Origin of the sequence: Sphingopyxis sp. YR583 (assembly GCF_900108295.1) — a bacterium.
GTDB lineage: Bacteria > Pseudomonadota > Alphaproteobacteria > Sphingomonadales > Sphingomonadaceae > Sphingopyxis.
On sequence record NZ_FNWK01000002.1, the window covers coordinates 102718 to 128138 of the forward strand.

The window sequence follows — 25421 nt, forward strand, 5'->3', positions numbered from 1 at the left end:
AAGCTGGATATGGATGGTTCGATGACAAGCAGAAGCTCGTGGCCCTCATACACCGCGGCGGAAGTCGCCGCTGTGGCAGAAACGCTGTCGTCAAACAAGGTCAACTATTGGACCGGCCAGCGCTGCCGCGAATTCGAAACGGCCTTCGCCCAGTGGGGCGGAAGCGCGCGAGCCATTGCCCTGACGAACGGCACCGTTGCGCTCGACTTGCCCCTGCATTGCATGGGGATCGGTCCGGGAGACGAAGTCATCGTGACGCCGCGAAGCTTCATCGCCTCGGTCTCCACCGTGATCAATGCCGGCGCGACGCCCGTCTTCGCGGACGTCGACGAAGGCAGCGGCAATATCTCCTCCCGCACGATCGAGGCGGTTTTGTCCGATCGGACAAAGGCAATCATTCCGGTGCATATCGGCGGCTGGCCGTGTGACATGCCCGCGATCATGGATTTGGCGAAATCGCGCGGGATCAAGGTGATCGAGGATTGCGCGCAGGCGCATGGCGCGATGATCGACGGCCGGATGGTCGGCTCGTTCGGTCACGTCGGCGCCTGGTCTTTCTGTCAGGACAAGATCATGACGACCGGTGGCGAAGGCGGCATGGTGACGACCGATGACGAAGAGCTGTGGGACGCGATGTGGTCGTTCAAGGACCATGGAAAAAGCTGGGACGCCGTATATAATCGCCAGCATGCCCCCGGTTTTCGTTGGGTGCACGAAAGCTTCGGCACCAATTGGCGGATGCTCGAAATGCAGGCGGCAATAGGCAATATCCAGCTTGGCTATATGGCGGACTGGACCGCGCGGCGTACCGAAAACGCGATGCGTATCGCGTCGGCGCTCGCACCCTTTGCCGATATCATACGCTGCCCCTTGCCCGATCCCGAAACGGTGACGCACGCCTTTTACAGGCTGTATGCTTATGTCAAACCGGAGGCGCTGGCCGCCGGCTGGGACCGCGACCGCATCGTTGCCGAGGTCAATGCCGCCGGCGCGCCGTTGCTGCACGGCACTTGTTCGGAAATCTATCTGGAAAAGGCATTCGATGGCACCGACTGGCGACCTGCCGAGCGTTTGCCGACGGCCCGCCGCCTGGGCGAGACGAGCGTGATGTTCCTCGTTCACCCGACCCTGACCGCCGAAGAACTGGATCATCTTTGTTCGGTGGTGGCCGCCGTGCTGGAGCGGGCACGATCGTGATCCGGATCGGGCTTGCCGAGCCGGTTCCCGTTCCGCTGCGCGGCGACGTGCAGTCGAAGCTCGCATATCTCGATGTCCGGCTCGAAAATGCCGTGCTGACCGATGAGGGAAATGCGATCGAAGCGACGCTTTTGTGGGCGCTTTCACCCGCCGAACAGGACGGGCTCGAAGCCAAGGCAAGGCAACTCGTGGTCTCGATGTGCGAGGATGCCTTCCTCCCCGATATCCGGACGCTTTCCGGGCACAAGGGGCAGATGGCGTTTACAGACGACCCGATGCCGCTTCTGCTCGCGCGGCGCGAGGTCGTTCGCGAAGGGGAGGGCTTCTTCGCGATCGGTCCGCTCCTGACCGGGCTGATGGATTTTTTCGAGGCCGAGCTGACGCAAATTGCCGAGGTCGAGGGCGCGGATCGCTACCGCTTCCCGGCGCTCATTTCGTCGGCCTATCTCGAGAAAGTACAGTATTTCAAAAATTTTCCGCACAGCCTGTCGTTCGTCAGCCACCTGAACGAGGATATCGACGATATCCAACGGTTCGCGAGCGAGGCGCATTGCTGCGGACCGGTGATCAAGGTCGATCCGGCGGTGATGTCGGCGCCAAAGGCGATGCTGTCGCCGACCGTCTGCCATCATCTCTACCATTTGCTCGAGGGCACGCGGATCGACGAAGCGGGGCTGGTCGCGACGGCGTTCGGCCATTGTTTTCGCTATGAATCGCGGAACATGGACGCGCTCGAACGTGTGTGGAATTTTACCATGCGCGAGTTGATCTTCGTCGGTGACGAGGATTTCGTCGAAGCCGGTATCGTTCGCGTTCGCGAAGCTTTTGAGAAGATATTGGCGCGGCTCGATCTCACTTATGATGTGATGACGGCGAACGACCCATTCTTCGCCGGGACATATCGGGATCAGGCCGCCTATCAGGCCGCATTCGAACTGAAATATGAGGTGCGTGCGCCGCTGCCTTATTCGGGCGGCTCGATCGCCGTGGCTTCGCAGAACAGCCATCGCGACTTTTTCGGGCGGACGCTGAATATCCGCGATCACCGCGGCGATCACGCCTGTACGGGATGCTTCGGTGTCGGTTACGAACGGCTTGCGCTGGCCTTCGTTGCCCAGCATGGGCTTGAGACGGAGCGGTGGCCCGCAGCCGTTCGGGCCGCGCTGGCCCCCAGGCAGCGACAGGCCCGATTTACCGAGCAGGATGACATATGATGGATAGCGCAATCTGGGACCAGTTGACGGCGCTGGTACGCGGGCAATTCAAGGATGAAACGCTGGAGGTCACGCCGGAAACGACCGCGCGTGACGTTCCCGGCTGGGACAGCCTTGCCCATATCCGCTTCATTCTCGCCGCCGAAAAGGCCTTTGGGATCAAGTTCCGCACGGCCGAGATTTCCTCTTTCGAGAATTTGGGCGATTTGGCCGCGATGATCGCGCAAAAGACGTGACCGGCCCGCGGCTGGTCGGCGCGGCGACGTTGGCTGCCGGTGCGCGGGTAACCGCCGCGGGCCTCGCGCGCGAAGCGCTGGCGCCCTATTATGATATGCTGCCCGTCGAGGACGCGCCGCTGCTCGCTGTGCTCGCCGACGAAATGGATGACGTCTCGACCGAGCTTGGGGCAGGGCAGGTCGCACTGGTGGATGATGCGGTCGCGGGGTTGCTTGTGGCCTATCCCGCAGCCGAACTCCGCGCGCGGCAGCAAGCGAGCCTGTTTCACCTCCTTCGGGCGAGCCCGGACGAAAGCGATGACATTCTCGCTGCGGCGGAGAAGCAGGCGCTGAGTGTTCCGCCGGTATCGGGAGATGCCTATTATCTTGCGCGTTTTGCCGTGGCATCCGCGCTGCGCGGAACGGGTGTAGCCGACGCGTTGTTGCTCGCTTTGGCCGATGCGGTGCCCGAAGCGGCACCTTTGGCCTTGCACGTGCATCGCGACAATCTGCGAGCCATCGCTTTCTATCGGCGGCTGGGTTTCGTCCGATCCGACGATGGCGACCTGCCATTCCATGCCTATCTGCGGTCGTAGTGATCGCGACCGGTGCCGATCCAGCTCGATAGCCATTTCTGGGTAGCTGCGGCGATCATTTTCGTCGCGATCCGCTTGCCCATCTTCCGGACGGGGTTCTGGTTCGGTGCGCTGAATCTGGGCGCGTTGGGCTTCATCCTCGGCGGGCGGCCCGCGCTCGCAATCCTGTGCCTCGCGACGCTCTTGTGGGGTGCCGCATGGGCGATGGAACGGCTTTCCGAGCGGTTGGCCAACCTGCTGTTCGGCGCGACGCTTGCGGGCCTGATCTTGCTGTTTTTCGCCAGCAAACAATTGTTCGAACTCGGCATCGCGGGCTCGCTCGATGCGCGAGGCATGATGATCGCCCGTGCTTTCGAATTGATCGCCTATTCCTATCTCTTCCTTCGTGCATGGGACATGCTCAACGCCGTTCGCGGCGGTACGCGGCTGGTCGATCCGCTGACCATGTCGGGCTTTCTCGCGCCCTTCTTCATGCTGCCGGCCGGGCCGATAAATGTCTATTCGGCGCACGCCGCCTTTGCGCAGGGCGACGCGCCGGCGGCGCCGTCGCTCGCCGTTTTCGCCCGCGGGGTCGAGACGATCGTTATCGGGCTGTTCGTGAAATTCGTCTTGGCCGAACTTCTGCGTCTGTGGGTCGTCGGCGCAACGGGCGACTGGCCGACCGCGACATTCGCGGGTAGCGCCATCACCTTCCTCTATATCTACCTCGATTTTGCGGGCTATTCTCTGGTCGCGCTCGGCATAGGCGGTTTGCTCGGCGTCCCGACGCCGCGCAACTTTCGATGGCCGTTTCTGGCGACCAGCCTCACCGATTTCTGGACGCGCTGGCATATTTCGCTCGGCGACTGGCTGAAGCGGAATCTCTATTTTCCCATTCAGCTTGCCCTGATGCGCCGCACAAATGGCGAATTTCCCGTGCTGACCGCGACGACGGGGCTGGTGCTGGCATTTACCTTCGCGGGTATCTGGCACCGTCTGACGCTGGCTTTCCTCGCCTGGGGCATATTGTTCGGGCTTTTGCTGTCGATCGAGAAGCTGGTGCAGGACCGTTGGTGGCGGCCGCTCTGTCGTCGTTATCCGGGGCTCGCGGTGGCGGCGCGCTGGGTGGGGCCCGTCTATGTGTGTCTGACGGTCGTTGCGATGTTGCACCTGACGGCGATGGCGCAAATGGTGGGGAATGATCGATGAGATATCTGGTCATTGCCGCACGCACCGCCGCCTGCCTCGCGATGCTGACCGCTGTCGTCGTGATGACGCAATCCGATACGGCCGCCTTCGTCTATGGGGGCTTTTGAGATGAGGCGTCTGGGCGAAGCCGGAAAGGCGGCGGCCATGCTGACCGGCCTGATACTCGCAAGCGCGATCTTCGCTTTGTCGCTGCGCAGCGCGTTCTGGAATGAACTTCAGAACAGCTATCGGACCAGTTTCAGCTGGTCGCCCGGCTCGCATTTCGGCCGCGCGATCGGGACGCTCCGGGAAGACCGCGGCGACGCCTGCGTGATCCTTGGGAATTCGGCGGCGCGAGAGGCGCTGGATCCCGTCAGGCTGACGGCGGAATCGCAGGGGCGGGGCTTCGTCAACGCGGGGACCACCGGCGGGAATAATCTGGTGTTCGAATTGCAGGCGCGCCTGCTCGAAACGCATCATGTCCGTCCGCGCTGCATGATCCTGGCGATGAACAGCTGGAACATGTTTTCGGGAGGGCGTCCGGCGATTGCGGCCGACGACTATCTGGCCCTGTTGCGCTGGCGCGATCTGGCCGCGCTGTCCTATCGCCCGCTTTCGAGCCGCGAGGGCGCCGGACTGGCGGCGGGCCTCGCTCTTCCGCTGAAATCGCAGGGCAAACAGCTCAACCGGATGTTGCGACACAATATCTGGCAGTGGCGGGCCTCGATGGGATATCGCGAGCCGCTCGCGCGCTACGCTTATTTCCCCGGCGAACTCGATCCGGCGGAAACCTATCTTTACTCAGGCAAGCCCGATATCCTCGCGAAGCAGTGGACCGAACTCGCCGAACGCAACCGTCCCTATCAGAATGGCGCGCTCTACGGGGGAGCCGAAGAGAGGCGCAGCCTTGAGGCGACGCTGGACATCATGGCCCGGATCAGCCCGGAAAATATCGTCGTCATCCTCCCGCAGTCGGCGATCCTCGAAAGCGCATCGCGGATATCCGATCCGGCGTTCAATGAAGCCTTGGCGAAAAACCGGTCTCGGATTCGATTGATAGATTGTTCTGCGGTCAACCGACCCGAATATCTCTATGACGAAGGGCATCTCAACGAGCGGGGCCGCGCGGTGCTTTCCGATGTGCTTGCGCGTGCGCTCAAGGGGCAGGATGGCCCCTGCGTCGAAGTCGGCAGCGCAAAGCCCACCGCGACCGGCAGCCACTTGCATTCATGACGTCAACATTCGACATAGGTGGCATGGATTTCGCGTTCGAAAACAGCTTCCACGATTCCATGGAAGGCTTTTATGCGCCCGCCGAGGCGGCGAAGCCATCTGCACCCCGGCTTCTTGTTTTCAACCACGCGCTTGCCGAGCGGCTCGGCCTCGCCGCGGATGCCGGCGACGAGGAACTGGCGCGCATCTTTTCGGGCGGCACGACGCCCGAGGGGGCCAATCCGCTGGCATTTGCCTATGCCGGGCATCAGTTCGGCCATTTCTCGCCGCAACTTGGCGACGGCCGCGCGCTGCTTCTCGGCGAAATCATCGCGCCCGACGGCGCGCGTTTCGATGTCCAGCTCAAGGGATCGGGCCCCACCGCCTTTTCGCGCAATGGCGACGGAAGGGCGGCGATCGGCCCGGTGCTGCGGGAGTTTCTCGTTTCGGAAGCGATGGCTGCAATGGGCGTGCCGACGACGCGCGCACTCGCCGCGGTTGCGACGGGGGATCGGGTGCAGCGCGAGCGCGCACATCCGGGCGCGGTGCTGACCCGCATCGCGAGCAGCCACATCCGCGTCGGAACATTCCAGTTCTTCGCCGCCCATTTCGGGGCCGACCACGTCGCCCAGCTTTCGGACTATAGCATCCGGCGCCATTTCCCCGAACTCGCCGAAACGGCCAATCCGCCGCTGGCCCTGCTCGAGCGCGTCATCGCGCTGCAGTGCGAACTCGTCGCGCACTGGCTTGGTGTGGGTTTCATCCATGGCGTGATGAACACCGACAATGTCGCGATCAGCGGCGAGACGATCGACTATGGGCCCTGCGCCTTCATGGATCGGTTCGCGGTGAATACCGTGTTCAGCTCGATCGATGCCAACGGGCGTTATGCCTATGGCCGCCAGCCGCAGATCATGCACTGGAACATGGCGCGTTTTGCCGAAGCCTTGCTGCCCGCGATCCACGCGGTCGATCCGGCCGGCGTCGACATGGCAAAGGCGATGGTCGAGGCGATCCCGAAACAATTCAGCGCGGCATGGCGCACGACGACCAGGCGAAAGCTGGGGCTTCTCGAAGCGGACGCGGGCGACGAGGCGCTGGCCGATGCGTTGTTCGACGAACTCGAAAAGAACCAGATCGACTTCACGCTGTTTTTTCGCGGGCTGGCGATGATGCTCCGCGGCGACGGGGCTTTGCTCGAAAGCCTGTCGCCGGATCCCGATGCCATGGCGCCGTGGATCGCCGAATGGTGGGCGCGGTTGGCGCGCGAAACCGACGCGCCGCTCGAACGGGCCGACGCGATGGATGCCGTCAATCCGCTTTATATCCCGCGCAATCACAGGGTGGAGGCGGCGCTTGCAAGCGCGGAGGCGGGCGACCTCGGACCGTGGACCGAACTGCTCGAGGTCATCCGGAACCCCTATGCCGAACGCGCCGAATGGGCCGAATATGCAAGGCCTGCCCCTGCCGATGCCGGCCCCTACACCACCTTCTGCGGAACCTGAGCACCGCAGCGGTTGAGCGCATCCCCGGGGCTTGCTAGGGGGAAGGCCTAAGCCTCCTTCAGGAAGAGAAACTTGCCCGATATCCAAGGTCAGCAGACGGCCGGAAGCACCGCTCCGGTCAAGATCACCGTCGTCGGCACCGGCTATGTCGGAATCTCGAACGCGATCCTGCTCGCGCAGCATAATCAGGTCGTCGCGCTCGACATCGATGCGCGCAAGGTCGAGCAGATCAATGCGAAGCAGTCGCCGATCGCCGATCCGGAGATCGAGGAATATCTCGCCAGCCGCCCGCTCAACCTCGTCGCCACCACCGATCGCGATGCGGCTTATGAAGGCGCCGATTTTGTCATCGTCGCGACCCCGACCGACTATGATCCCGACACCAATTATTTCAACACGCGCACGGTCGAGAGCGTGATTGCCGACGCGCTGGTCAAGGCGCCGGGCGCACTGATCATCGTCAAGTCGACGGTACCGGTCGGCTTTACCGAACGGTTGCGTGCCGAGCATGGCAGCGACGCGATCGTCTTTTCGCCCGAATTCCTGCGCGAAGGGCGCGCGCTGTACGACAATCTCTATCCGTCGCGGATCATCGTTGGCGATACGCATCCGTACGCCGCGAAATTTGCGCGCCTGTTGCTCGAAGGATCGCTGAAGCCCGATGCGGAGATATTGCAGACCGGCAATACCGAGGCCGAGGCGATCAAGCTGTTTGCCAACACCTATCTTGCGATGCGCGTCGCCTTCTTCAACGAACTCGATACCTATGCCGCAGCACACGGTGTGGACTCGCGCCAGGTGATCGAAGGCGTGTGCCTCGATCCGCGGATCGGCCAATTCTATAACAATCCGTCCTTCGGCTACGGCGGCTATTGCCTGCCCAAGGACACCAAGCAGATGCTCGCCAACTACAAGGATGTGCCCCAGAACCTGATTCAGGCGATCGTCTCGTCGAACACGACGCGCAAGGATTTCATTGCGTCCGAAGTCATCAAGCGCGCGCCGCGTGTCGTCGGCATCCACCGGCTCGCGATGAAGGCGGGCTCGGACAATTTTCGCGCCAGCAGCATCCTTGGCGTGATGAAGCGTGTGAAGGCCAAGGGGATCGAGGTGATCGTCTATGAACCGCTGGTCGACGAGGACCGGTTGTTCAACTCGCGCGTCATCCGCGATCTCGAAACGTTCAAGGCCGAAGCGGACGTCATCATCGCGAACCGCGTAACCGACGATCTCGCCGATGTCGCGGACAAGGTTTACAGCCGCGATCTGTTCGGCGCCGACTCCTGACTTTCTCCATCAACGCAACTCGCCGCATCGCCGGGAACTGTCCCATTGTCGGAGAGTTAGCTAGTCGAACGGGGAGAAACGGGTTGCACAGCCATATCTCGCAAGCCACAAGTGCGCATCGGTGGCCAGCAGATGAAAAAATCTGACATTTCGCGTATATCGTCAGGCCGCCCGCGCGTGCGGATGCGGCCGCTATTGATCGGTGCATGCTCCTTTCTTTGTCTCGCTTGGGCGGGCGCTGCCCATGCGCAGCAAGTCGAACCGCCGCAGGTCGCCCCCCCCCAGGTCGTCCGCACGGTCGAAACCGGAAAAGCGGAACCGATCGCGGCGCCTTCACCGCCGCCGGCAGATGTGGTGCTGCCCGAAGTGGCGCCGATCATCGAGGATGACGAGTTCGAAAAGGCGATCCCGCCGATCAGTGCAGAGGATGACGCCGAACTCGACCGCCCGCTCGAATCGATCGCCGATTTCGAAAAGCGTCAGGCGGCCGAGGCGACGAAAAATGGCAAACCCACCAGCGAAAGCGCCGACGCGACGGTCGAAACGCAGCCGCCCGAAATCGACGGCGTACCGGTTCCCGCGCTTGCCGACGGCGATGCGGTCGAGGCGATCGGTGACGCGCCGATCACCGACAGCGAACTGGCCGCACCGCTCCCGCCGCTCGAAAATTTCAACGTCGAGCCCGTGCAGTTCGCCGAGCCGGAAGACGACAAGGACAATGTCGAGATCGCCTATTCGGTAAAGGTCAACGGGCTCGACGCCGCCGACGATAGCACCGATGTCGATCTTGCCGACCTGTTCGGCGACCTGTCGGCGCTCTATGATGGCGACGGCAAGGCCGACAATGCAGCGATGATCCGCGCTCGCCTGACAGCCGATGGCGAACTGATGCAGCGCATCCTCGCGTCCGAGGGCTATTATGACGCGGTCGTCGACACGCGTATCGACCGCGGCGAGCGTGAGGAAGGACAGGAGGGCGCGCAAGGTCAGGAGCGTCGGCGCCGTCCGATCACCGCGGTGATCGATGTGAAGCCGGGCAAACGTTATACGCTGGCCGATATCGTGATCGACGCCGCGCCGACGGTTCCGCCGACGCTGATCGCCGATAACTTCCCGCTCGCCGTCGGCGAGCCTATCGTTGCACAGCGGATTCAGGGGGCCGAGGCAGCGATCGCGCTCAAACTGCCGCAGGAGGGCTATCCCTTCGCCAAGGTCGGGCAGCGCGACATATTGCTCGACGGTGCGACGGGAGACGGCGTCTACACCTTGCCGGTCGATATCGGAAAACGTTCGCGCTTCGGCGGGATCGAGACGACGGGCGACCTTGCTTTCGATGCGGAGCATGTAGAGGTGCTGGCCCGCTTCAAACGCGGCGACCTCTACGACAGCCGTATGGTGGACGATCTGCGGCAGGCGCTGGTCGCGACCGGCCTCTTCGCGACTGTCGCCGCCGAACCGCAAGCAACCGGCGAGAGTGCCGGCGACGATACCGAATATGTGACGATGCTCGTGACGCAGCAAGCCGGCCCGCCGCGAACACTCGCAGCCAGCGCGGGCTATGGCACCGGAGAAGGCATCAGACTCGAAGGCAGCTGGACGCATCGCAACCTGTTCCCGCCCGAAGGCGCGCTGACCTTCCGCGGTGTGATCGGGACGCAGGAGCAGGGCTTGGGCGCGACGCTACGCCGCTCGAACGCCGGGCGCCGCGATCGGACCTTCGAACTCGTCGCCGAAGCGACGCGCAGCGATTACAAGGCGTTCAACGCGATCACCGGCCGCGTCGGTGCGCGTATGAGCTATGATTCCACACCGATCTGGCAGAAAAAATTCACCTATGCCTATGGTGCCGAGCTGATCGCGACGCGCGAAGACGATTATGATTTCAACAAGGGCGAGCGGTCGTATGATTTCTATACGATTCTGGGGCTCACCGGGCAGGTCGGGATGGACCGGACCGACAGCCTGCTCAATCCGACCAAGGGTTTTCGCATCACGTCGCTGATCCAGCCCGAAGGCTCGCTTGCGGGTCGCTTCTCGCCCTATGCGCGACTCAGGACGGATATCAGCGGCTATTATCCGGTGACCGACAGCATCGTCGTCGCAGGGCGCGTGCGCGTCGGCTCGATCCTCGGCGCGGCGCGCGAGCGGCTGGCGCCGTCGCGGCGTTTTTATGCGGGCGGCGGCGGTTCGGTGCGCGGCTTCGGCTATCAGGAGCTGGGCCCCAAGGATCCGAACAATGACCCGATCGGCGGGCGGAGCGTTGCCGAGGCGGCGTTCGAGACGCGCTATCGTTTCGGCAATTTCGGCGTGGTCGGCTTCGTCGATGCCGGCCAAGTGTATCGCTCGTCGGCCCCGACCTTCCAGGATTTGCGGTTCGGGGCCGGTATCGGCGCGCGCTATTACACGAACTTCGGTCCGATGCGCTTCGACATCGCAACGCCGATCGGGCGCAAGCCCGGTGAGGCGCGGGTCAGCGTCTATGTTTCGATCGGGCAGGCCTTCTGATGGCCGACGAGGCGCCCTTCGCCGAAGACGCGGCCGTGCCGGAGAAGGCATCGCGTTCGTGGCCGCTCACGATATTGCGCTGGATCGGCCTGAGCCTGCTTGGGCTGGTGCTGCTCTTCGCCCTGTTCCTCCTCGGGCTCAACAGCGATTCTGGGCGGCGGTTCGTCGTTACCCAGATCGAGAAATATGAATTCGAAAACGGGATGAAAATTGGCATCGGCCGGCTCGACGGGTCGCTCTATGGCCAGATGGTCATCCGCAATTTGACCCTGTCCGATCCGAAAGGCGTTTTCCTCGCGTCGCCCGAGGTCCGCGTCGACTGGCGCCCGATCCGCTATCTCGCCAATCATGTCGACGTCCGCTCGGCAACCGCCGCGACGATGACAATGCGCAAGCTGCCCGAGTTCAAGGTCGTTCCCGACACCGGCGAGCCGTTGCTGCCCGATCTCGACATCGACGTCGGCTTGGTGCGCGTCGATCGCTTCGTCTTCGAGCCGCCGGTCGCCGGCGAGCGGCAGGTCGCGAAACTCAATGGCAAGATCGCGATTGCCGACCGCCGCGCACAGGTGACCGCGAACGCCGAGACGATCGCGGGCGGCGGACAGGGCGATGCGCTGAAACTGGTGCTCGACGCGGTTCCCGAAGCGAACCGCCTCGCGGTCAAACTCGATCTCACTGCGCCGAAGGGCGGCGTGCTCGCCGCGATGGGCGGTTTCGAGGAAACGCTGACTGCAAGGCTCGACGGCCGCGGTGACTGGAAGGCGTGGAACGGCGATCTGACCGCAAACCTCGGCGCCGCGCCGCTGGCGCGCGTCGCGCTGACCGGGCGCGATGGCACTTTTGCCGCGAAAGGTACGGCGCAGGCATCGCGCATGTTGGCCGCCGGGCCGGTCGTCGAACTGCTCGGCACCGAAACGGCGATCGACCTCACGGCGCGCCTCGACAAGCGCAAGGCCGCGATCGACGGGCGGCTGTCGTCCGACGCCGCTCAGCTCGGAATCAGCGGGGGAGTCGATCTCGGCACCAATCGCTACGAGGGCCTGAAACTTGCCGCCAATATCCTCCGCCCTAGCGCGATCGCGCCGGCGGTGCGGGCGAATGGTCTGCGTGCGACCGCGACGCTGGATGGCGCGTTCGCGCTGCCGACGGTCGATTATCAGGCGAACGCCAACAGCCTCGCGGTGAATGATATCATCGTCGAAGGGATCAGCCTCGCCGGCAAGGCGCGTGTGGATGCCGACCAGATCGTCATTCCTGTCGCGGGGCGCGCCGCGCGCATTCGCGGGCTCGATACCGTCGCCGGCGGGACGCTGGTGCAGGTCAGGCTCGACGGCGACCTCGCATACAGCAATGGCCGGATTCTCAGCGACAATCTGCGCCTTCGCTCGCCGCGCATCGACGCCAAAGCGATCGTCATCGCCGATCTCAATAAGGGTTTTTACACCGGCGCGATCGACGGGCGGATCAACGATTACCGGATCGAAAGCGTCGGCATCTTCGACATCGACACCGATGCCGACCTCAAAACCGCGCCGCGCGGCGGGTTCGAGATTGTCGGCAATGTGCGCGCGCGCTCGACCCGCTTGTTCAATTCCGGCGTACGCGATTTCCTCGGCGGCAATGCGACGGCCTCGAGCGCGGTGCGCTATGGCACCGACGGGATCATCCGCTTCTCGGGTCTGCGTCTCTCGGCGCCGCGCCTGCGGGTGACGGGCGGGCAGGGGAGTTACGCGCCGAACGGCCAGATTCGCCTGACCGCGCAGGCCCATTCGACCGACTATGGCCCCGTCGGTGTCCAACTCGCCGGGACGATCACCGACCCGCGCGCCGTCGTCACCGCCGCGCGCCCCGGCCTTGGCATCGGGCTTGCCAATCTGGTGGCAAAGATCAACGGCGCGCCGAACGGCTATCGCCTCGCAGCGACTGGCGACACCGATTATGGCCCGCTGTCGGCCGATGTCGTGCTGCTCACCGCCAAGGGACCGCTGACGATCGATGTCGAGCGCGGCGACCTGTCGGGGATTGGTTTCAACGGGCGGCTGGTGAAGAGCGATGCTGGGCCCTTCGTCGGCCAGCTCAACGCATCGGGGCAGGGGCTGGGCGGTCTCGTTCGGCTCACGGCCGCCGGACAATATCAGGCGGCGGCGATCAACGTCCGCGCGAACGATGTCGTGCTGCCCGGCGCGGCGAAGCTCGCCGTCGGGTCGGCGATCGTCGATGCCGACGTCACACTCTATGACACGCCGCATATCGTCGCCGACATCCAGATCGCCGACACGCAGATCCGCGAATATGACATCGCGGTCGGGCGCGTGAAGATCGATTATCGCGATGGCGCGGGCCGCGCGCAGGCGCTGGTCGAGGGAACCAGCGGCGTGCCCTTCCGTATCGCCGCGAACGCCGACCTCCAGCCGAAGCTCTGGCGCGCCTCGGTGCAGGGCCGCGCGACGGGTATCAATTTCCGCACCACCTCGCCCGCGCGCATCATTCCGGGGCCCGACGGTTATGAGCTGCTGCCGACGAACGTCAGCCTCGGCCGCGGCAGCAGCGCGCGCGTCGCGGGGCGCTTCGGCGACGGGATCATAATCCAGAGCCGGCTCGAACGCGTAAATATGGCGATCCTCAACGCCGTCTATCCCGACATGGGGCTGGGCGGCCGCGCGACGGGCAGCCTCGATTTCGAGCAGGCGAATTCGGAAAGCTTTCCGCGCGCCGACGCCCGGCTGACGATCACCGATTTCACGCGCACGACTGCGGCCTCGGTCAGCCAGCCGGTCGACGTCAATTTCGCGGGCAAGCTGCTGGCCGACGGCGGCGAGGCGCGCGCGGTGATGCGCAAGCGCGGCAGCGTGATCGGGCGCCTGCAGGCGTCGCTACGTCCGCTCGGCGCGGGAGCGGGCGGCTGGACCGAACGGCTGATGGCGGCGCCGCTCGGCGGTGGCATCCGCTATAACGGTCCCGCTGACACGCTTTATTCCTTCTTCGGCCCGGCGACGCAGCATGTGTCGGGGCCGATCGCGGTTGCTGCTGATTTCAGTTGCAGCGTCTCCGACCCCTGTCTCGAGGGTGTCGTGCGCGGCAAGGATATGGTCTATGAAAACCAGACCTATGGCACCCGGCTGACCAACATGGTCGTGAACGGCCGCTTCACCGGCAACCGGCTAGAGATCGAAAAGCTCACCGCGACCGCCGGCGACGGCACGGTCGAGGCAAAAGGCTTTATCAGCCTCGCTTCGGCCGATGGTTATCCGATGAATATTTCGGCGACGCTCAACAATGCGCGCCTTGCCAAGAGCGAGAATATCGCCGCGCGCGCGACCGGAAACCTGACGCTCGAAAAGGTGGCCGGGCAGACCGCGCTCCTCTCGGGCAGCCTTCGCCTTCCCGAGACGCGCTATCGTATCATCCGCGAAGGCGCGGCGCAGGTTCCGGTGCTGACCGGCGTGCGGCGGAAGCCGCCGGCGGGCCGTCAGCGGATCAGCGGCGACGGGCTCTCGGCGGTAGGCGGCAGCCTGTTCGACCTCATTCGCCTCGATATCGCGCTGAAGGCTCCCGACGAAATCTATGTCAGCGGCATGGGGCTCGAATCCGAGTGGAAGGCCGATGTCGTGCTCCGCGGCACGACACAGGACCCGCGCGTGACCGGCGAGATCGAGCTGGTGCGCGGCACGCTCGGTTTCGCGGGCCGTTCGTTCGAGCTTCAGGAGGGCCGCGTGACCTTCCCGACAGGCGAAGCCTTCGACCCGGCGATCCGCTTGCTTGCCAGCGATACGATCGAGACGGTGACGGTGAGTATCAGCGTCACCGGCCGCGCGAGCAATCCGCAAATCGCCTTCTCGAGCGTCCCCGGACTGCCGCAGGACGAGATCGTCTCGCGTATCCTGTTCGGCGATTCGATCACGACTTTGTCGCCGCTGCAGGCGGTCCAGCTCGCCTCCTCGCTCAATACGCTGAGCAGCGGGGGCGGGGGACTGAGCCCGCTGGGATCGCTCCAGTCGGCGACGGGTATCGACCGGCTGCGCGTGCTCGGCCCCGACGATACCGTCGGTCGCGGCGCAGCGCTGGCGGCGGGGCAATATATCACCAAGGATATCTATCTGGAGGTGATCACCGACGCGCGCGGTTATACCGCGACGCAGCTCGAAATCAGCCTGACCCCGGCGCTGTCGCTACTCAGCCAGGCGGGCGGATCGGGCCAGTCGAACCTCAGCATCCGGTATCGCAAGGATTATTGATGCGCGCCGCGGTCCTGCTCGTCCCGTTGCTGCTGCTCACGGCATGCAAGGACGAGCCGCGCTTCGAAGAGCGGTACGACAAGGCGGCGAAGGAGATTGAGGCGCGCGCAAGGGCGATGGATGCCGACATCGCCAAATCGGATGCCGCCGCTGCCGCCGGCGCATCGGAACGCTTGCAACCCGCGGCCGAGCCGTCTAACGCGCCCACGTCATCTGGGGAGTAGCCAGCCGTCGTTCGCGACGGGCCACCGTGTCAACATACTCGGCCGAGAGGTCGTGGTGCGGTGGGAGCGGGAGACCGCTTGGGCGAGACCAATGGCATCGACCTCCGTCCGGGCCGGGCGGCGGGTTTGATGCTATTTGGTATCGCGAAGCCGCCCGGCCCCGGAGTTTGTTCATGGAAGCCCTGTTCACCTCGACCGCCGTCGTTGCGCTCGCCGAAATCGGCGACAAGACGCAGTTGCTCGCGATCCTGCTCGCGACGCGGTTCAATCGCCCGGTGCCGATCATCCTCGGCATATTGGTCGCGACGCTCGCCAATCATGCGCTGGCCGCGCTGCTCGGCGCGTCGGCCGCGGCGTTCCTCGACAGTCCGGTCTTTCGTTACGCCATTGGCTTGTCCTTCATTGCGATGGCCGCATGGACGTTGATTCCCGACAAGTTCGAGGACGATGACGCACCCAAGCCGAGGTTCGGCGCCTTTCTGACCACGCTTGTCGCCTTCTTTCTCGTCGAGATGGGCGACAAGACGCAGGTCGCGACGATCGCGCTCGGCGCGCAATATCATAACGTCGTGGCGGTCACCGCAGGAACCACGCTCGGCATGATGATCGCCAATGTGCCCGCGATCTTCCTCGGTCACGAACTGCTAAAGCGCGTCGATCTCGCAAAGGTCCGGATGGTCGCCGCCGCGCTGTTCCTCGTGATCGGCCTGTGGGTGCTGGCGCAGACCGCGGGCTGGTTCGGCTAGTCGGCGTTACGCCCGGCAAGGGTGCGCTCGAAATTCCAGCTCGACGCGCACATCGCGTCGAGGTCGCGCTCCGCCGTCCAGCCAAGGTCGCGCGCGGCGCGGTCCGGGCTGGCGAAGCAACTCGCGACATCGCCGTCGCGGCGCGGCGCGATGCGATAGGGAATGCGCACCCCGTTGACGCGTTCGAACGCCTCGACCATGTCGAGCACCGAATAGCCCTGGCCGGTGCCGAGGTTCCAGATCGACAGCGGCTGGCCCATCTTGCCGATCGCATCGAGTGCGGCGACATGGCCGTCGGCGAGGTCGACGACATGGATATAGTCGCGCACCCCGGTGCCGTCGGGGGTGTCGTAATCGTTGCCGAACACCGACAGCTCGGCCAGTCGCCCGGCCGCGACACGGCTGACAAAGGGCATCAGATTGTTCGGAATGCCGTTCGGATTCTCGCCGATCAACCCGCTGTCATGCGCGCCCACCGGGTTGAAATAGCGCAGGATCGCGATCCGCCATTCGGGATCGGCGGCGGCGACGTCGGCCAGCATTTCCTCGATCATCAGCTTGGTGCGGCCATAGGGGTTGGTCGCCGAGGTCGGATGATTTTCGTCGAGCGGCAGATATTGCGGCTCGCCGTAAACCGTCGCGCTCGACGAGAAGACGAGCGTCTTGGCGCCGCAATCGGCCATCGCTTCGAGCAGCGACAAGGTACCGCGGACATTATTGTCGTAATATTTCATCGGCTCGGCGACCGATTCGCCCACGGCCTTGAGGCCCGCGAAGTGGATCACCGCCTCGATCGCATGATCGCGGATGACCTGCCGCAGCGCGTCGCCGTCGCGAATATCTCCGGTGACGAGTGGAACCGCTTGGCCCGTGATCGCCTCGAGCCGATCCATGACCGAGGGATCGCTGTTCGAGAGATTGTCGAAGCACACCACATGGTGGCCCGCTGACACGAGGGGAGCCGCAACATGGCTGCCGATATATCCCGCACCGCCGGTCAGTAATATATTCATCGCTCGATCATCTCCATTCGCGTCGGGCCGCCGCCGGCGGATATTCTATCCGGGGCCTCCTGCCAAATCATTGCCTGTCGGTCCTCTGCCGTTTTTCGTGTAACCTTCGCGGCGATATCGGCGAACAGGTCTTCAAACGCCGTTATCCGCGCCGGTACGGGATTCGTTGTTGCAGCCGCTTCGACACGTCCGCTCCGGCCGCCCTTTGTCAGGATCAGTGCCATGAGCATCGACGAACCTTCGCTGGCGCGCCTGATGGCGGCATCGCAGCGGGGGGATCGTGCGGCCTATCGCGCGCTGCTGACCGACAGTGGCAAATGGCTCACTCGCTATTTCGCGCGGCGGATCGCGCCGCACCATGTCGACGACCTCGTCCAGGAAACGCTCGTGTCGATGCACCGCAAACTCGCGACCTGGGATAGCAGCCGGGCGTTTCTGCCATGGCTCGCGGCGATCGCGCGTTACCGCTGGATCGACATGCTCCGGCGCCAGCGCGACGAGGCCGAACTGGGCGACAATGATGCCGCGGTCGGCGCCGAGGACGAAGCGGTGCACGCGAGGCTCAGCATCGATCATTTGCTCGCGCTGCTGCCGCCCGGACAGGCGCAGGCGATCACGCTGGTCAAGATCGAGGGCGCGTCGATTGCCGAGGCGTCGCAGATTTCGGGCCAGAGCGAGTCGCTGGTCAAGGTGAACATCCATCGCGGGCTCAAGAAGCTCGCCGAACTGATTGAAAGCGAATGACGATGAAGGACGCATCGATCGACGATTTGATCGACGGGCTGGCGGGCGATCTGACCCCCGTGCGTCCGCGGCGCGTCGCGCGCGGATCGTTGTGGGTCGCGGCGGGCTGGCTTGGCGTCGGCGCCATGCTGGTCTGGCTGTTCGGGATGCGGCCCGGTCTGGGCGGAGGCGTGATGCCGCCGCTTTCGATGCTCGCATTCTGGCTGATTGCGGCGACCGGCGTTGCCGCGGCGTGGAGCGCGCTGCGCATGGGCCTGCCGGGCGTCGGGCGCGACTATGGCGGCTGGCGCTGGGCGGTCGGGGCGCTGCTGGCATTGCCCCTCGCGGCGCTGGCGGTGTCCTTCGGCGATGCTCACACGCATGCCGAAACGGCCCGGGTCGGCTTCGACGTCCATTGTCTTTTGCAGGGAATCGTTTCGGGGCTGGGCGTCGGCGCCGCGCTGTTCCTGTGGCTCAGGGCCGGCGCGCCGACATCACCGACCCGTGCGGGATGGGTGATCGGCATTGCGGCGGGCGCGGCGGGGGCGTCGATCGTCGCGTTGCTGTGCTCAAGTGATGACCTCGTTCATATCACGTTGTGGCATGCGTCGGCGGTTCCGGTCTCGGCGGTCGCCGGCAGGCTGGTCCTGCCGCGGTTCCTGCGCTGGTAGGTGAACCGAGCGCGGTGCGCCGGTCGGTCGCAGCCCTCAACGGTTCGACCATTCCTTCACATACCAGTTTACGAAGGCCGGAATGCCGACGGCCAAAGGTGTCGCCGGGACAAAGCCCAGATCCCTGTTGATGTCGTCGATGTCCGCAAATGTCTGATAAACATCGCCGTCCTGCATCGGCAGCAGGTTGATTTCGGCCGACCGTCCGCAGGCTTCTTCGATCGCCTGAATCAAGCCGGTCAGTTGTTCCGGCCGGTTGTTGCCGATGTTGTAGAGCCGGTGCGGCGTCGTGAACCCTCCGGGTTTGGGACCACCATCATCGGCGGGTGGATGATCGAGCGCCAGGATCACGCCGCGCACGATGTCGTCGATAAAGGTGAAATCGCGGAGCATGTCGCCGTGGTTATAGACGTCGATCGGGCGGCCCTGCAGGACCGCCTCGGTGAATTTCCATACGGCCATGTCGGGTCTGCCCCATGGTCCATATACGGTAAAGAAGCGCAGGCCCGTCTGCGGTATCCGGAACAGATGCGCATAGGTCTCGCTCATCAGTTCATCGGCGCGCTTTGTCGCCGCATAAAGTGAGATGGGCGTGTCGGCGCGATCGGCGACGCGGAAAGGCGTGTCCGCCCGAAGTCCGTAAACCGACGAGGAGGATGCGTAGACGAGGTGCGAAATATCGCTGTGGCGCGCCAGCTCCAGGATATTCACATGGCCCGATATGTTCGAATGGATATAGGCGGCGGGATTCTCGAGCGAATAGCGCACGCCCGGCTGGGCACCAAGATGCACGATCCGGTCAATCTTCTCGTCGGACAGTGCATGGGTGAGCGCTGCGGCATCGCCGAAATCGACGTCCCGGAACGAAAAGGACTGACCGTAAAGCGCATCGAGGCGAGCGACCCGCGCGCGCTTGAGGTCGAGCGAATAATAGGGCGTGAAATTGTCGATTCCGACGACATCTTCGCCGCGTTCGAGCAGCGCTGCCGCGACATGCATCCCGATGAACCCGGCCGCACCGGTTATAAGCGTTGTCACATGCACTCCCCATGTCCCCGGCGACGTCCTTGCCGGCCTTCGTCGCTTGTAGCCGGCCAAAGGTAAATTCACAGGCAAGAGCCGCAAGGATAATGTCGCCGATCTCTCTTCGTCTCACCTTCGGCGGACCTCGCGCAATTTTGCCTTGGCCTGTAGGCGTCAATCGCGGTACCGCCGGTCGCCTGTAGGCAGGGAAAGGCATCCGGTGCGGCTATCACGACGGGAATTCTCTTTGGCGCTGGCGACGGGTCTGATGGCGGCGCCGATGGCGCGCGCGGCGGTGAAAGGCGGGGCGAACGATGCGGCGTTTACCGCCTTTCTCGACGCGGCCTTTGAGGCGGAGATCGCGCTCGATCCCGAACAGCTGACCCAGCTCGGCCGCAAGGAGCAGCAGGACCGGTTCACCGACCCGAGTGACGCCGCCGCCGCCGCTCGGCTTGCTTGGCGCCGCGCCAATGTCGCCGAAATGAAGAAGACATTCGATCCCGCCACCCTCGGTGACGACGCGCGTGTATCCTATGATATGTGGCTGCTCGAACTCGATCGGGCCGAGGCGTCGACCAAATGGCGCGGGCATAATTATATCTTCGACCGCAACGGCCCGCATACCGGGCTGCCGAACTTCATGATCAACCAGCACCGCGTCGATACGCCCGCCGATATGGACGCCTATGTCGCGCGCGTCACGGCGCTCGGACCGACGCTCGATATCTATCTGGAGCGCGCGAAGGCATCGGCGGCGAAGGGCGTGCGCATGCCCGGCTTCGCCTATGATCAGTCGATCGAGCTCGTCGGGCGGCTGACCACCGGGGCGCCGTTCGACGCCGGCGCCGACAACGCCCTGTTCGCCGATGCCAAGTCGAAAGCGGCGGGCCTCGTGAAATCGGGCCAGATCGATGCCGCCGCGGCCGATCATTATGGCACACAGGTCGCCGCCGCGATGACGGGGGCGATGAAGCCCGCTTACGACCGCCTCCGCGCCTGGCTCGTAGCCGACCGCGCGAAGGCCTCGGCCGACCCGCGCGGGGCGGGGGCGCTGCCCGACGGCGCGGCCTATTATAATGCGATGCTGCGGCTGCAGACGACGACCGACATGACCGCGGACGAAATTCACGCGCTCGGCCTGTCCGAAGTCGCGCGGATCCGCGCCGAGATGGAGGCGCTCAAGAGGGCGATCGGCTTCGAGGGCAAGCTTGAGGATTTCTTCGTCTTCCTGCGCAGCGACGACCGTTTCTATGTCGCCAACGACGATGCCGGCCGCGCAATCTATCTGAAAAAGGCCGAGGACTATCTCGCCGGCATGCGCGCGCGGCTCCCCGAGCAGTTCAGGCGGCAGCCCAAGGCCGACCTGATCGTCAAGCGCGTCGAGGCGTTTCGCGAGGAGCCGGGCGGCGCGGCGCATTACTCGCCCGCGGCGCTCGACGGCTCGCGCCCCGGCATCTTCTATGTCCACCTCGCCGATACGCGCGCGACCCCGATCTACGAAATCGAAGGCACGGTATATCACGAAGGCCACCCCGGCCATCATATGCAGATCGCACTCGCGCAGGAAATGACGGGCACGCCCGAGTTCCGGAAGAATTATTTCTATGGCGCCTATGGCGAGGGCTGGGCGCTTTATGTCGAGCGGCTGGCAAAGGAGATGGGTTTCTACACCGATCCCTACAGCGACTTCGGCCGGCTCGGGCGTGAGATCTGGCGCGCCATCCGCCTCGTGGTCGATACCGGCATCCACGCCAAGGGGTGGAGCGAGGCCGAGGCGCTGGCCTGTTATACGGCGAACTCGCCGCAACCGATCGGCAAGATCCGTTCGGAGATTCGCCGCTATTTCGTCACTCCGGGACAGGCGACGTCGTACAAGGTCGGCATGCAGCGCATCCTTGCGCTGCGCGACAAGGCGCGAACGGCGCTCGGCCCGCGTTACGATCAGCGCGTGTTTCACGAGATTATCCTCGGGCGCGGCTCGGTGCCGCTACCCGTGCTCGATGCACAGGTCGATCGCTGGATCGCCGCGCCGGCCTGAAGGCTGGCGCGGTCGGCGCGGCTTTCGCGCCAACGCCGGATTAATATTGTAATTGAGAATCGTTCTCGATAATGGCCGTGCATCTTTTCGGCAGAACTTCCAGATGCACGCACCCACTCCCTCGCGACCGGCGACCAAGAAAAGCCGGAAAGCCTTTTGGCTGAAACAGTTGCACATGTGGCACTGGATGAGCTCGGCCATCAGCCTGATCGGGCTGCTCTTGTTCGCGATCACCGGCTTCACGCTCAACCATGCGGCCGATATCGAGGGGACGCCGGTCGTCACGCAGGGATCGGCGCAGATGCCACCCGCGCTGCTCACGCGGCTGAAAGCCGCGGTGCCCGACGCCGAAAAGGCGCCGCTGCCACCCGTCGCGGCCGAATGGGTCGAGAAAAATTTCCCCGTAAAGGCGTCGGCCGAGGCCGAATGGTCTGCCGACGAAGTCTATCTTCCCGCCCCGCGTCCCGGCGGAGACGCGTGGGTCGCGATCGATCTCGCGACGGGAGAGGCGTCGAGCGAAGTTACCAGCCGCGGCTGGATTTCCTATCTCAACGACCTCCACAAGGGCCGCAATTCGGGCGGCGAGTGGAGCCTGTTCATCGACATCTTCTCCTTCGCCTGTCTCGTCTTCGCGATCACCGGCCTGTTCCTGCTCCAGCTTCACTCGGCGAAGCGCAAGAGCACCTGGCCGCTCGTCGGGCTCGGGCTTGCGATCCCCGCCGCCATCGCCGTCATCTTCATTCACTAGGGAGACCTTCATGCAGCTTTCCACCCCTGCGCGCATCCTCGGCGGCACGATCGGCCTCGGTGCCATGCTCGGCGCGCCCGTCTTTGCCGCCAATCCCGGCACGATGGACGTCACGGTCAACATTCCGCGGCTGAAGGTCGCCGAATATCACAAGCCCTATGTGGCGATCTGGGTCGAGAAAGCCGGCGCACCCGCCAAGACCGTCGCGGTCTGGTACGATTATGACATGAAAGCCAATGAAGGCACCAAATGGCTGCGCGATGTGCGCCAGTGGTGGCGCGCCGCGGGCCGTTCGATGACTTTCCCGGCGAACGGCATCAGCGGCGCGACGCGCGCGCCCGGCGCACACAAGGTCTCCTTCACGCGCGCGCAGCTCGGCGCGACAGCGCCCGGCCAGTACACGCTGGTGATCGAGGCGGCACGCGAGGTTGGCGGCCGCGAACTTCTGCGTATTCCGTTCACCTGGCCGGCCAAGGCCGGGGCGGGGGGGCGTGCCGCCGGAACGACTGAATTGGGGGCCGTGTCGGTCGCCTTCCGTTAAAGGCGATTTCGAGCGGAGCGGGACGTTCCGCAGCTCGGAAATCGCGAAAGAAAAGCAAAGCCTGAAAGGACAGGGATATGAAAAAGCGAATTTGGGGTTTCGCCGCGACCGCCGCGCTGGCCGCACTGGTTGCCGTTCCGGCTTCGGCGCATCGCCAGTGGATGATGCCGTCGTCGACCGTCCTCTCGGGCGATGACGTCTGGGTCACTGTCGATGCGGCCGTGTCGAACGACCTCTTCTATTTCGAACATCAGCCGATGCGTCTCGACGCGCTGAAGGCATGGGCGCCCGACGGGACCGAAGCGGCGATCGAGAACAAGGCCACTGGCCGCTATCGCAGCACGTTCGACGTCCATCTGACGCAAAAGGGCACCTGGCGCATCGCATCGATCTCCGACGGCGTGATGGGCAGCTATGACCTGAACGGCAAGACCGAGCGCCTGCCGCGCGGCACCACCACCGCGAACCTCGCCGAACGCATCCCCGCCGGCGCGACCAATGTGAAGACCGCCGAATCGAGCAACCGCAACGAGATTTTCGTGACGGTGGGCGAACCGACGACGACTTTGTTCAAGCCGGTGGGGAAGGGCATCGAACTCGTCCCCGTGACGCACCCCAACGATCTGATCGCGGGCGAGGCGGCAACCTTCCAGTTCCTGCTCGACGGGAAGCCCGCCGCAGGCCTGCCGGTCACGGTGATCCCGGGCGGCATCCGCTATCGCGATCAGCTTGGGCAGATGGACCTCAAGACGGGTGCCGACGGCAAGGTCGAGGTCAACTGGACCGAACCCGGCATGTACTGGCTGAACGTCACGACGCCGCAGGCCGAGCGTGAAGAGGGTGCGGCAACGCCCGCAACCCCGCCGGCGCCCCAGCGCCGCGCGAGCTATTTCACGACGCTGGAAGTCCTCGCGCCCTGACCGACCGCATTCTGATCCCCCGCGCGCTCACGCCCGCGGCCTTTGCAGGGCGTGACGCCGGGGCGATCATCGAAAGATTCTCCGGCGAGACGATGGGAACGAGCTGGTCCCTGCAAGCGGTGTCGCCGCCTGCGGGGACGGCTGAAGGCGTGCAGGCCGCGCTCGACATCGTCGTCGCGCAGATGAGCCAGTGGGAGCCGGCATCGGACCTCTCGCGCGTCAACCGCGCTGCCCCCGGCCTGTGGCATGACGTGCCGAACGAACTTGCCCATGTCGTCGAAACCGCGCTCGATATCGCACAGGCGAGCGGCGGGGCGTTTAATGCCGGCCTTGGGCAGCTGACCGAAGCCTGGGGTTTCGGCAGCGCCGGCTCGGTGGGCGCGGTCCCGGAACGATCCGGCGCCGCCATCGACCGCACGATCGATTTCGATCCCGCGGCCCGGCGTATCCGGCGCGCGGAAGGCGCCGCGCTCGACCTTTCCGGCATCGCCAAAGGCTATGGCGTCGACCTCGTCGCCGAATGGCTGCTGGACAGCGGCATACGGCATTTCCTGTTCGAAGTCGGCGGTGAGCTGCGCGGCGAGGGGATCCGCCCCAACGGACAGCCCTGGTGGGTGGACATAGAAATGCCGCCGACATCCTCCATTCCGCCATGGCGTATCGCACTGCACGACCTGTCGGTGGCGACATCGGGCAATTATCGCCGCGGTTTCAACGCCGGCGGCCAACATTATTCGCACAGCTTCGATCCAGAAACGGGGCGTCCGATCGTCAATGGCGTCGCGTCGGTGACGGTGCTGCACCGTCAGTGCATGATGGCCGACGGCTGGGCCACCGCGTTGACGGTGATGGGGCCGGAAGCGGCTATTGCGCTTGCCGATCGGCAAGAGCTCGCGGCGTGCGTTGTTGCGGGTGACCGCGAGCATGTGTCGCGCGCATGGCGCGCCATGATGGATTAGCTGTCGGCCCAGAGGCGGAGCAGGTTGTGATAGATGCCGGTGAGTTCGATCACCGAGCGGTCCTTGCCGCCAAGCTCTCCGGTCAGCCGCTGCACCGCGCGGTCGAGGTCGAACAGGGTGCGCCGTTCCTCGGCATTGCGAACCATCGACTGCAGCCAGAAAAAGGAGGCGACGCGGCGCCCGCGCGTGATCGGGGTAACGCGGTGGAGGCTCGACGAGGGGTAGACGACCGCGTGACCCGCGGCCAGCTTCACCCGCTGGACGCCATAATGGTCCTCGACGAGCAACTCGCCGCCGTCATAATTTTCGGGCGCCTCCAGAAAGACCGTGATCGACAGGTCGCTGCGGATACGGAAATCGCTGCCGCGTTTGATGCGGATGGCATTGTCGACATGCGTGTCGAATTCCTGTCCCGCGCCATAGCGATTGAACAGCGGCGGATAGATGCGCAGCGGCAATGCCGAGGCAAAGAAGATCGGCGAGCGGCCGAGCGCCTCGAGGATCAGCCGGCCCGCCTGACGCGCGGCCTCGCCATCCTCTGGCAATTGCTCGTTATTCTTGGCGAGCGCGGCCTGATGGCCCGACGTCGCGTTGCCGTCCACCCATTCGGCGGCATCGATGATGGCGCGGACTTCCGCCAGTTCGGCGGCTGTCAAAAGATCGGGAACGGCAATCAACATGA

23 protein-coding genes and 1 riboswitch are annotated in these 25421 nt (G+C 64.5%); of the genes, 19 read left to right on the plus strand and 4 right to left on the minus strand.

Going from position 1 to position 25421, the window contains the following annotated elements:
* Positions 1–21: 21 nt before the first annotated feature.
* From BLW56_RS12480 to BLW56_RS12535, 12 genes are all read left to right on the plus strand, one after another.
* On the plus strand, positions 22–1197 hold the full coding sequence (locus BLW56_RS12480) for a DegT/DnrJ/EryC1/StrS aminotransferase family protein (protein ID WP_093511574.1): 1176 nt from the start codon (positions 22–24) through the stop codon (positions 1195–1197).
* Positions 1194–2411 carry a hypothetical protein gene (locus tag BLW56_RS12485; RefSeq protein WP_143043459.1) on the plus strand — a complete coding sequence of 406 codons (1218 nt, stop codon included), beginning with the start codon at positions 1194–1196 and terminating at the stop codon, positions 2409–2411. Before BLW56_RS12480 ends, BLW56_RS12485 begins: the two co-directional genes overlap by 4 nt.
* Complete coding sequence (locus tag BLW56_RS12490; protein WP_093511039.1) at positions 2408–2647, plus strand: acyl carrier protein; 240 nt, start codon at positions 2408–2410, stop codon at positions 2645–2647. The genes BLW56_RS12485 and BLW56_RS12490 overlap by 4 nt, the downstream gene beginning before the upstream one ends.
* On the plus strand, positions 2644–3222 hold the full coding sequence (locus tag BLW56_RS12495) for a GNAT family N-acetyltransferase (protein WP_218140520.1): 579 nt from the start codon (positions 2644–2646) through the stop codon (positions 3220–3222). Before BLW56_RS12490 ends, BLW56_RS12495 begins: the two co-directional genes overlap by 4 nt.
* 12 nt (positions 3223–3234) lie before the next feature.
* On the plus strand, positions 3235–4410 hold the full coding sequence (locus BLW56_RS12500; protein ID WP_093511040.1) for an MBOAT family O-acyltransferase: 1176 nt from the start codon (positions 3235–3237) through the stop codon (positions 4408–4410).
* A gap of 108 nt (positions 4411–4518) precedes the next feature.
* Positions 4519–5622, plus strand: a complete 1104-nt coding sequence (locus BLW56_RS12505; RefSeq protein WP_093511041.1) for a hypothetical protein — start codon at positions 4519–4521, stop codon at positions 5620–5622.
* Between the two features lie 23 nt (positions 5623–5645).
* The gene (locus tag BLW56_RS12510) at positions 5646–7106 is read left to right on the plus strand and encodes a protein adenylyltransferase SelO (RefSeq protein WP_093511042.1); all 1461 of its coding nucleotides are present in this window, start codon (positions 5646–5648) and stop codon (positions 7104–7106) included.
* A gap of 72 nt (positions 7107–7178) precedes the next feature.
* Positions 7179–8393, plus strand: coding sequence for a nucleotide sugar dehydrogenase (locus tag BLW56_RS12515; protein ID WP_371262235.1), 1215 nt, complete (start codon positions 7179–7181; stop codon positions 8391–8393).
* Positions 8394–8576: 183 nt separating this feature from the next.
* Complete coding sequence (locus BLW56_RS12520; protein WP_256203443.1) at positions 8577–10898, plus strand: autotransporter assembly complex protein TamA; 2322 nt, start codon at positions 8577–8579, stop codon at positions 10896–10898.
* Entirely contained in the window at positions 10898–15133 is a 4236-nt protein-coding gene (locus BLW56_RS12525; RefSeq protein ID WP_093511043.1) for a translocation/assembly module TamB domain-containing protein, read from the plus strand. Before BLW56_RS12520 ends, BLW56_RS12525 begins: the two co-directional genes overlap by 1 nt.
* On the plus strand, positions 15133–15357 hold the full coding sequence (locus BLW56_RS12530; RefSeq protein ID WP_093511044.1) for a hypothetical protein: 225 nt from the start codon (positions 15133–15135) through the stop codon (positions 15355–15357). Before BLW56_RS12525 ends, BLW56_RS12530 begins: the two co-directional genes overlap by 1 nt.
* Positions 15336–15514: riboswitch (yybP-ykoY riboswitch) on the plus strand. (Overlaps the previous gene by 22 nt.)
* A gap of 16 nt (positions 15515–15530) precedes the next feature.
* Positions 15531–16103: a TMEM165/GDT1 family protein gene (locus BLW56_RS12535; protein ID WP_093511045.1), complete on the plus strand. Its 573-nt coding sequence runs from the start codon at positions 15531–15533 to the stop codon at positions 16101–16103.
* Here the strand turns inward: BLW56_RS12535 and galE are convergent.
* Positions 16100–17116 carry a UDP-glucose 4-epimerase GalE gene (gene galE, locus BLW56_RS12540; RefSeq protein ID WP_093511046.1) on the minus strand — a complete coding sequence of 339 codons (1017 nt, stop codon included), beginning with the start codon at positions 17114–17116 and terminating at the stop codon, positions 16100–16102. The two genes, BLW56_RS12535 and galE, sit on opposite strands and share 4 nt — an antisense overlap.
* The gene (locus BLW56_RS12545) at positions 17113–17340 is read right to left on the minus strand and encodes a hypothetical protein (protein WP_143043460.1); all 228 of its coding nucleotides are present in this window, start codon (positions 17338–17340) and stop codon (positions 17113–17115) included. Before BLW56_RS12545 ends, galE begins: the two co-directional genes overlap by 4 nt.
* On the opposite strand from BLW56_RS12545, the gene BLW56_RS12550 reads away from it, so the two are divergent.
* Both BLW56_RS12550 and BLW56_RS12555 read left to right on the plus strand, forming a co-directional pair.
* On the plus strand, positions 17339–17860 hold the full coding sequence (locus tag BLW56_RS12550; protein ID WP_093511048.1) for a sigma-70 family RNA polymerase sigma factor: 522 nt from the start codon (positions 17339–17341) through the stop codon (positions 17858–17860). The genes BLW56_RS12545 and BLW56_RS12550 overlap by 2 nt on opposite strands.
* Positions 17857–18510 (plus strand): NrsF family protein, encoded by a 654-nt coding sequence (locus BLW56_RS12555; RefSeq protein ID WP_093511049.1) that lies wholly within the window; start codon positions 17857–17859, stop codon positions 18508–18510. The genes BLW56_RS12550 and BLW56_RS12555 overlap by 4 nt, the downstream gene beginning before the upstream one ends.
* Before the next feature lie 36 nt (positions 18511–18546).
* Here BLW56_RS12555 and BLW56_RS12560 read toward each other — a convergent pair whose 3' ends face one another.
* Complete coding sequence (locus BLW56_RS12560) at positions 18547–19548, minus strand: NAD-dependent epimerase/dehydratase family protein (protein ID WP_093511578.1); 1002 nt, start codon at positions 19546–19548, stop codon at positions 18547–18549.
* A 232-nt stretch (positions 19549–19780) separates the two neighbouring features.
* Between BLW56_RS12560 and BLW56_RS12565 the strand changes: the two genes are divergently transcribed.
* The 5 genes from BLW56_RS12565 (at position 19781) to BLW56_RS12585 (ending at position 24739) form a co-directional block, all read left to right on the plus strand.
* On the plus strand, positions 19781–21571 hold the full coding sequence (locus BLW56_RS12565) for a DUF885 domain-containing protein (protein WP_218140521.1): 1791 nt from the start codon (positions 19781–19783) through the stop codon (positions 21569–21571).
* Positions 21572–21674: 103 nt separating this feature from the next.
* Positions 21675–22319 carry a PepSY-associated TM helix domain-containing protein gene (locus BLW56_RS12570; protein ID WP_093511051.1) on the plus strand — a complete coding sequence of 215 codons (645 nt, stop codon included), beginning with the start codon at positions 21675–21677 and terminating at the stop codon, positions 22317–22319.
* A 10-nt stretch (positions 22320–22329) separates the two neighbouring features.
* Positions 22330–22860: a DUF2271 domain-containing protein gene (locus tag BLW56_RS12575; protein ID WP_093511052.1), complete on the plus strand. Its 531-nt coding sequence runs from the start codon at positions 22330–22332 to the stop codon at positions 22858–22860.
* Between the two features lie 77 nt (positions 22861–22937).
* Entirely contained in the window at positions 22938–23780 is an 843-nt protein-coding gene (locus tag BLW56_RS12580) for a DUF4198 domain-containing protein (RefSeq protein ID WP_093511053.1), read from the plus strand.
* Between the two features lie 92 nt (positions 23781–23872).
* Positions 23873–24739, plus strand: a complete 867-nt coding sequence (locus BLW56_RS12585; RefSeq protein WP_218140522.1) for an FAD:protein FMN transferase — start codon at positions 23873–23875, stop codon at positions 24737–24739.
* On the opposite strand, the gene BLW56_RS12590 is transcribed toward BLW56_RS12585, so the two are convergent.
* On the minus strand, positions 24736–25419 hold the full coding sequence (locus tag BLW56_RS12590) for a Fe2+-dependent dioxygenase (protein WP_093511055.1): 684 nt from the start codon (positions 25417–25419) through the stop codon (positions 24736–24738). The two genes, BLW56_RS12585 and BLW56_RS12590, sit on opposite strands and share 4 nt — an antisense overlap.
* Between the last annotated feature and the right edge of the window lie 2 nt (positions 25420–25421).

What these genes read in the sequence shown, in the direction of transcription:
- BLW56_RS12480 (WP_093511574.1), top strand. Translation starts at nt 22, where the DNA reads ATGACAAGCAGAAGCTCGTGGCCCTCATACACCGCGGCGGAAGTCGCC.
- BLW56_RS12520 (WP_256203443.1), top strand. Translation starts at nt 8,577, where the DNA reads ATGCGGCCGCTATTGATCGGTGCATGCTCCTTTCTTTGTCTCGCTTGG.
- BLW56_RS12570 (WP_093511051.1), top strand. Translation starts at nt 21,675, where the DNA reads ATGCACGCACCCACTCCCTCGCGACCGGCGACCAAGAAAAGCCGGAAA.
- BLW56_RS12530 (WP_093511044.1), top strand. Translation starts at nt 15,133, where the DNA reads ATGCGCGCCGCGGTCCTGCTCGTCCCGTTGCTGCTGCTCACGGCATGC.
- BLW56_RS12525 (WP_093511043.1), top strand. Translation starts at nt 10,898, where the DNA reads ATGGCCGACGAGGCGCCCTTCGCCGAAGACGCGGCCGTGCCGGAGAAG.
- BLW56_RS12490 (WP_093511039.1), top strand. Translation starts at nt 2,408, where the DNA reads ATGATGGATAGCGCAATCTGGGACCAGTTGACGGCGCTGGTACGCGGG.
- BLW56_RS12505 (WP_093511041.1), top strand. Translation starts at nt 4,519, where the DNA reads ATGAGGCGTCTGGGCGAAGCCGGAAAGGCGGCGGCCATGCTGACCGGC.
- BLW56_RS12545 (WP_143043460.1), bottom strand. Translation starts at nt 17,340, where the DNA reads ATGGCACTGATCCTGACAAAGGGCGGCCGGAGCGGACGTGTCGAAGCG.
- BLW56_RS12510 (WP_093511042.1), top strand. Translation starts at nt 5,646, where the DNA reads ATGGATTTCGCGTTCGAAAACAGCTTCCACGATTCCATGGAAGGCTTT.
- galE (WP_093511046.1), bottom strand. Translation starts at nt 17,116, where the DNA reads ATGAATATATTACTGACCGGCGGTGCGGGATATATCGGCAGCCATGTT.
- BLW56_RS12550 (WP_093511048.1), top strand. Translation starts at nt 17,339, where the DNA reads ATGAGCATCGACGAACCTTCGCTGGCGCGCCTGATGGCGGCATCGCAG.
- BLW56_RS12580 (WP_093511053.1), top strand. Translation starts at nt 22,938, where the DNA reads ATGAAAAAGCGAATTTGGGGTTTCGCCGCGACCGCCGCGCTGGCCGCA.
- BLW56_RS12575 (WP_093511052.1), top strand. Translation starts at nt 22,330, where the DNA reads ATGCAGCTTTCCACCCCTGCGCGCATCCTCGGCGGCACGATCGGCCTC.
- BLW56_RS12535 (WP_093511045.1), top strand. Translation starts at nt 15,531, where the DNA reads ATGGAAGCCCTGTTCACCTCGACCGCCGTCGTTGCGCTCGCCGAAATC.
- BLW56_RS12590 (WP_093511055.1), bottom strand. Translation starts at nt 25,419, where the DNA reads ATGTTGATTGCCGTTCCCGATCTTTTGACAGCCGCCGAACTGGCGGAA.
- BLW56_RS12555 (WP_093511049.1), top strand. Translation starts at nt 17,857, where the DNA reads ATGACGATGAAGGACGCATCGATCGACGATTTGATCGACGGGCTGGCG.
- BLW56_RS12585 (WP_218140522.1), top strand. Translation starts at nt 23,873, where the DNA reads ATGGGAACGAGCTGGTCCCTGCAAGCGGTGTCGCCGCCTGCGGGGACG.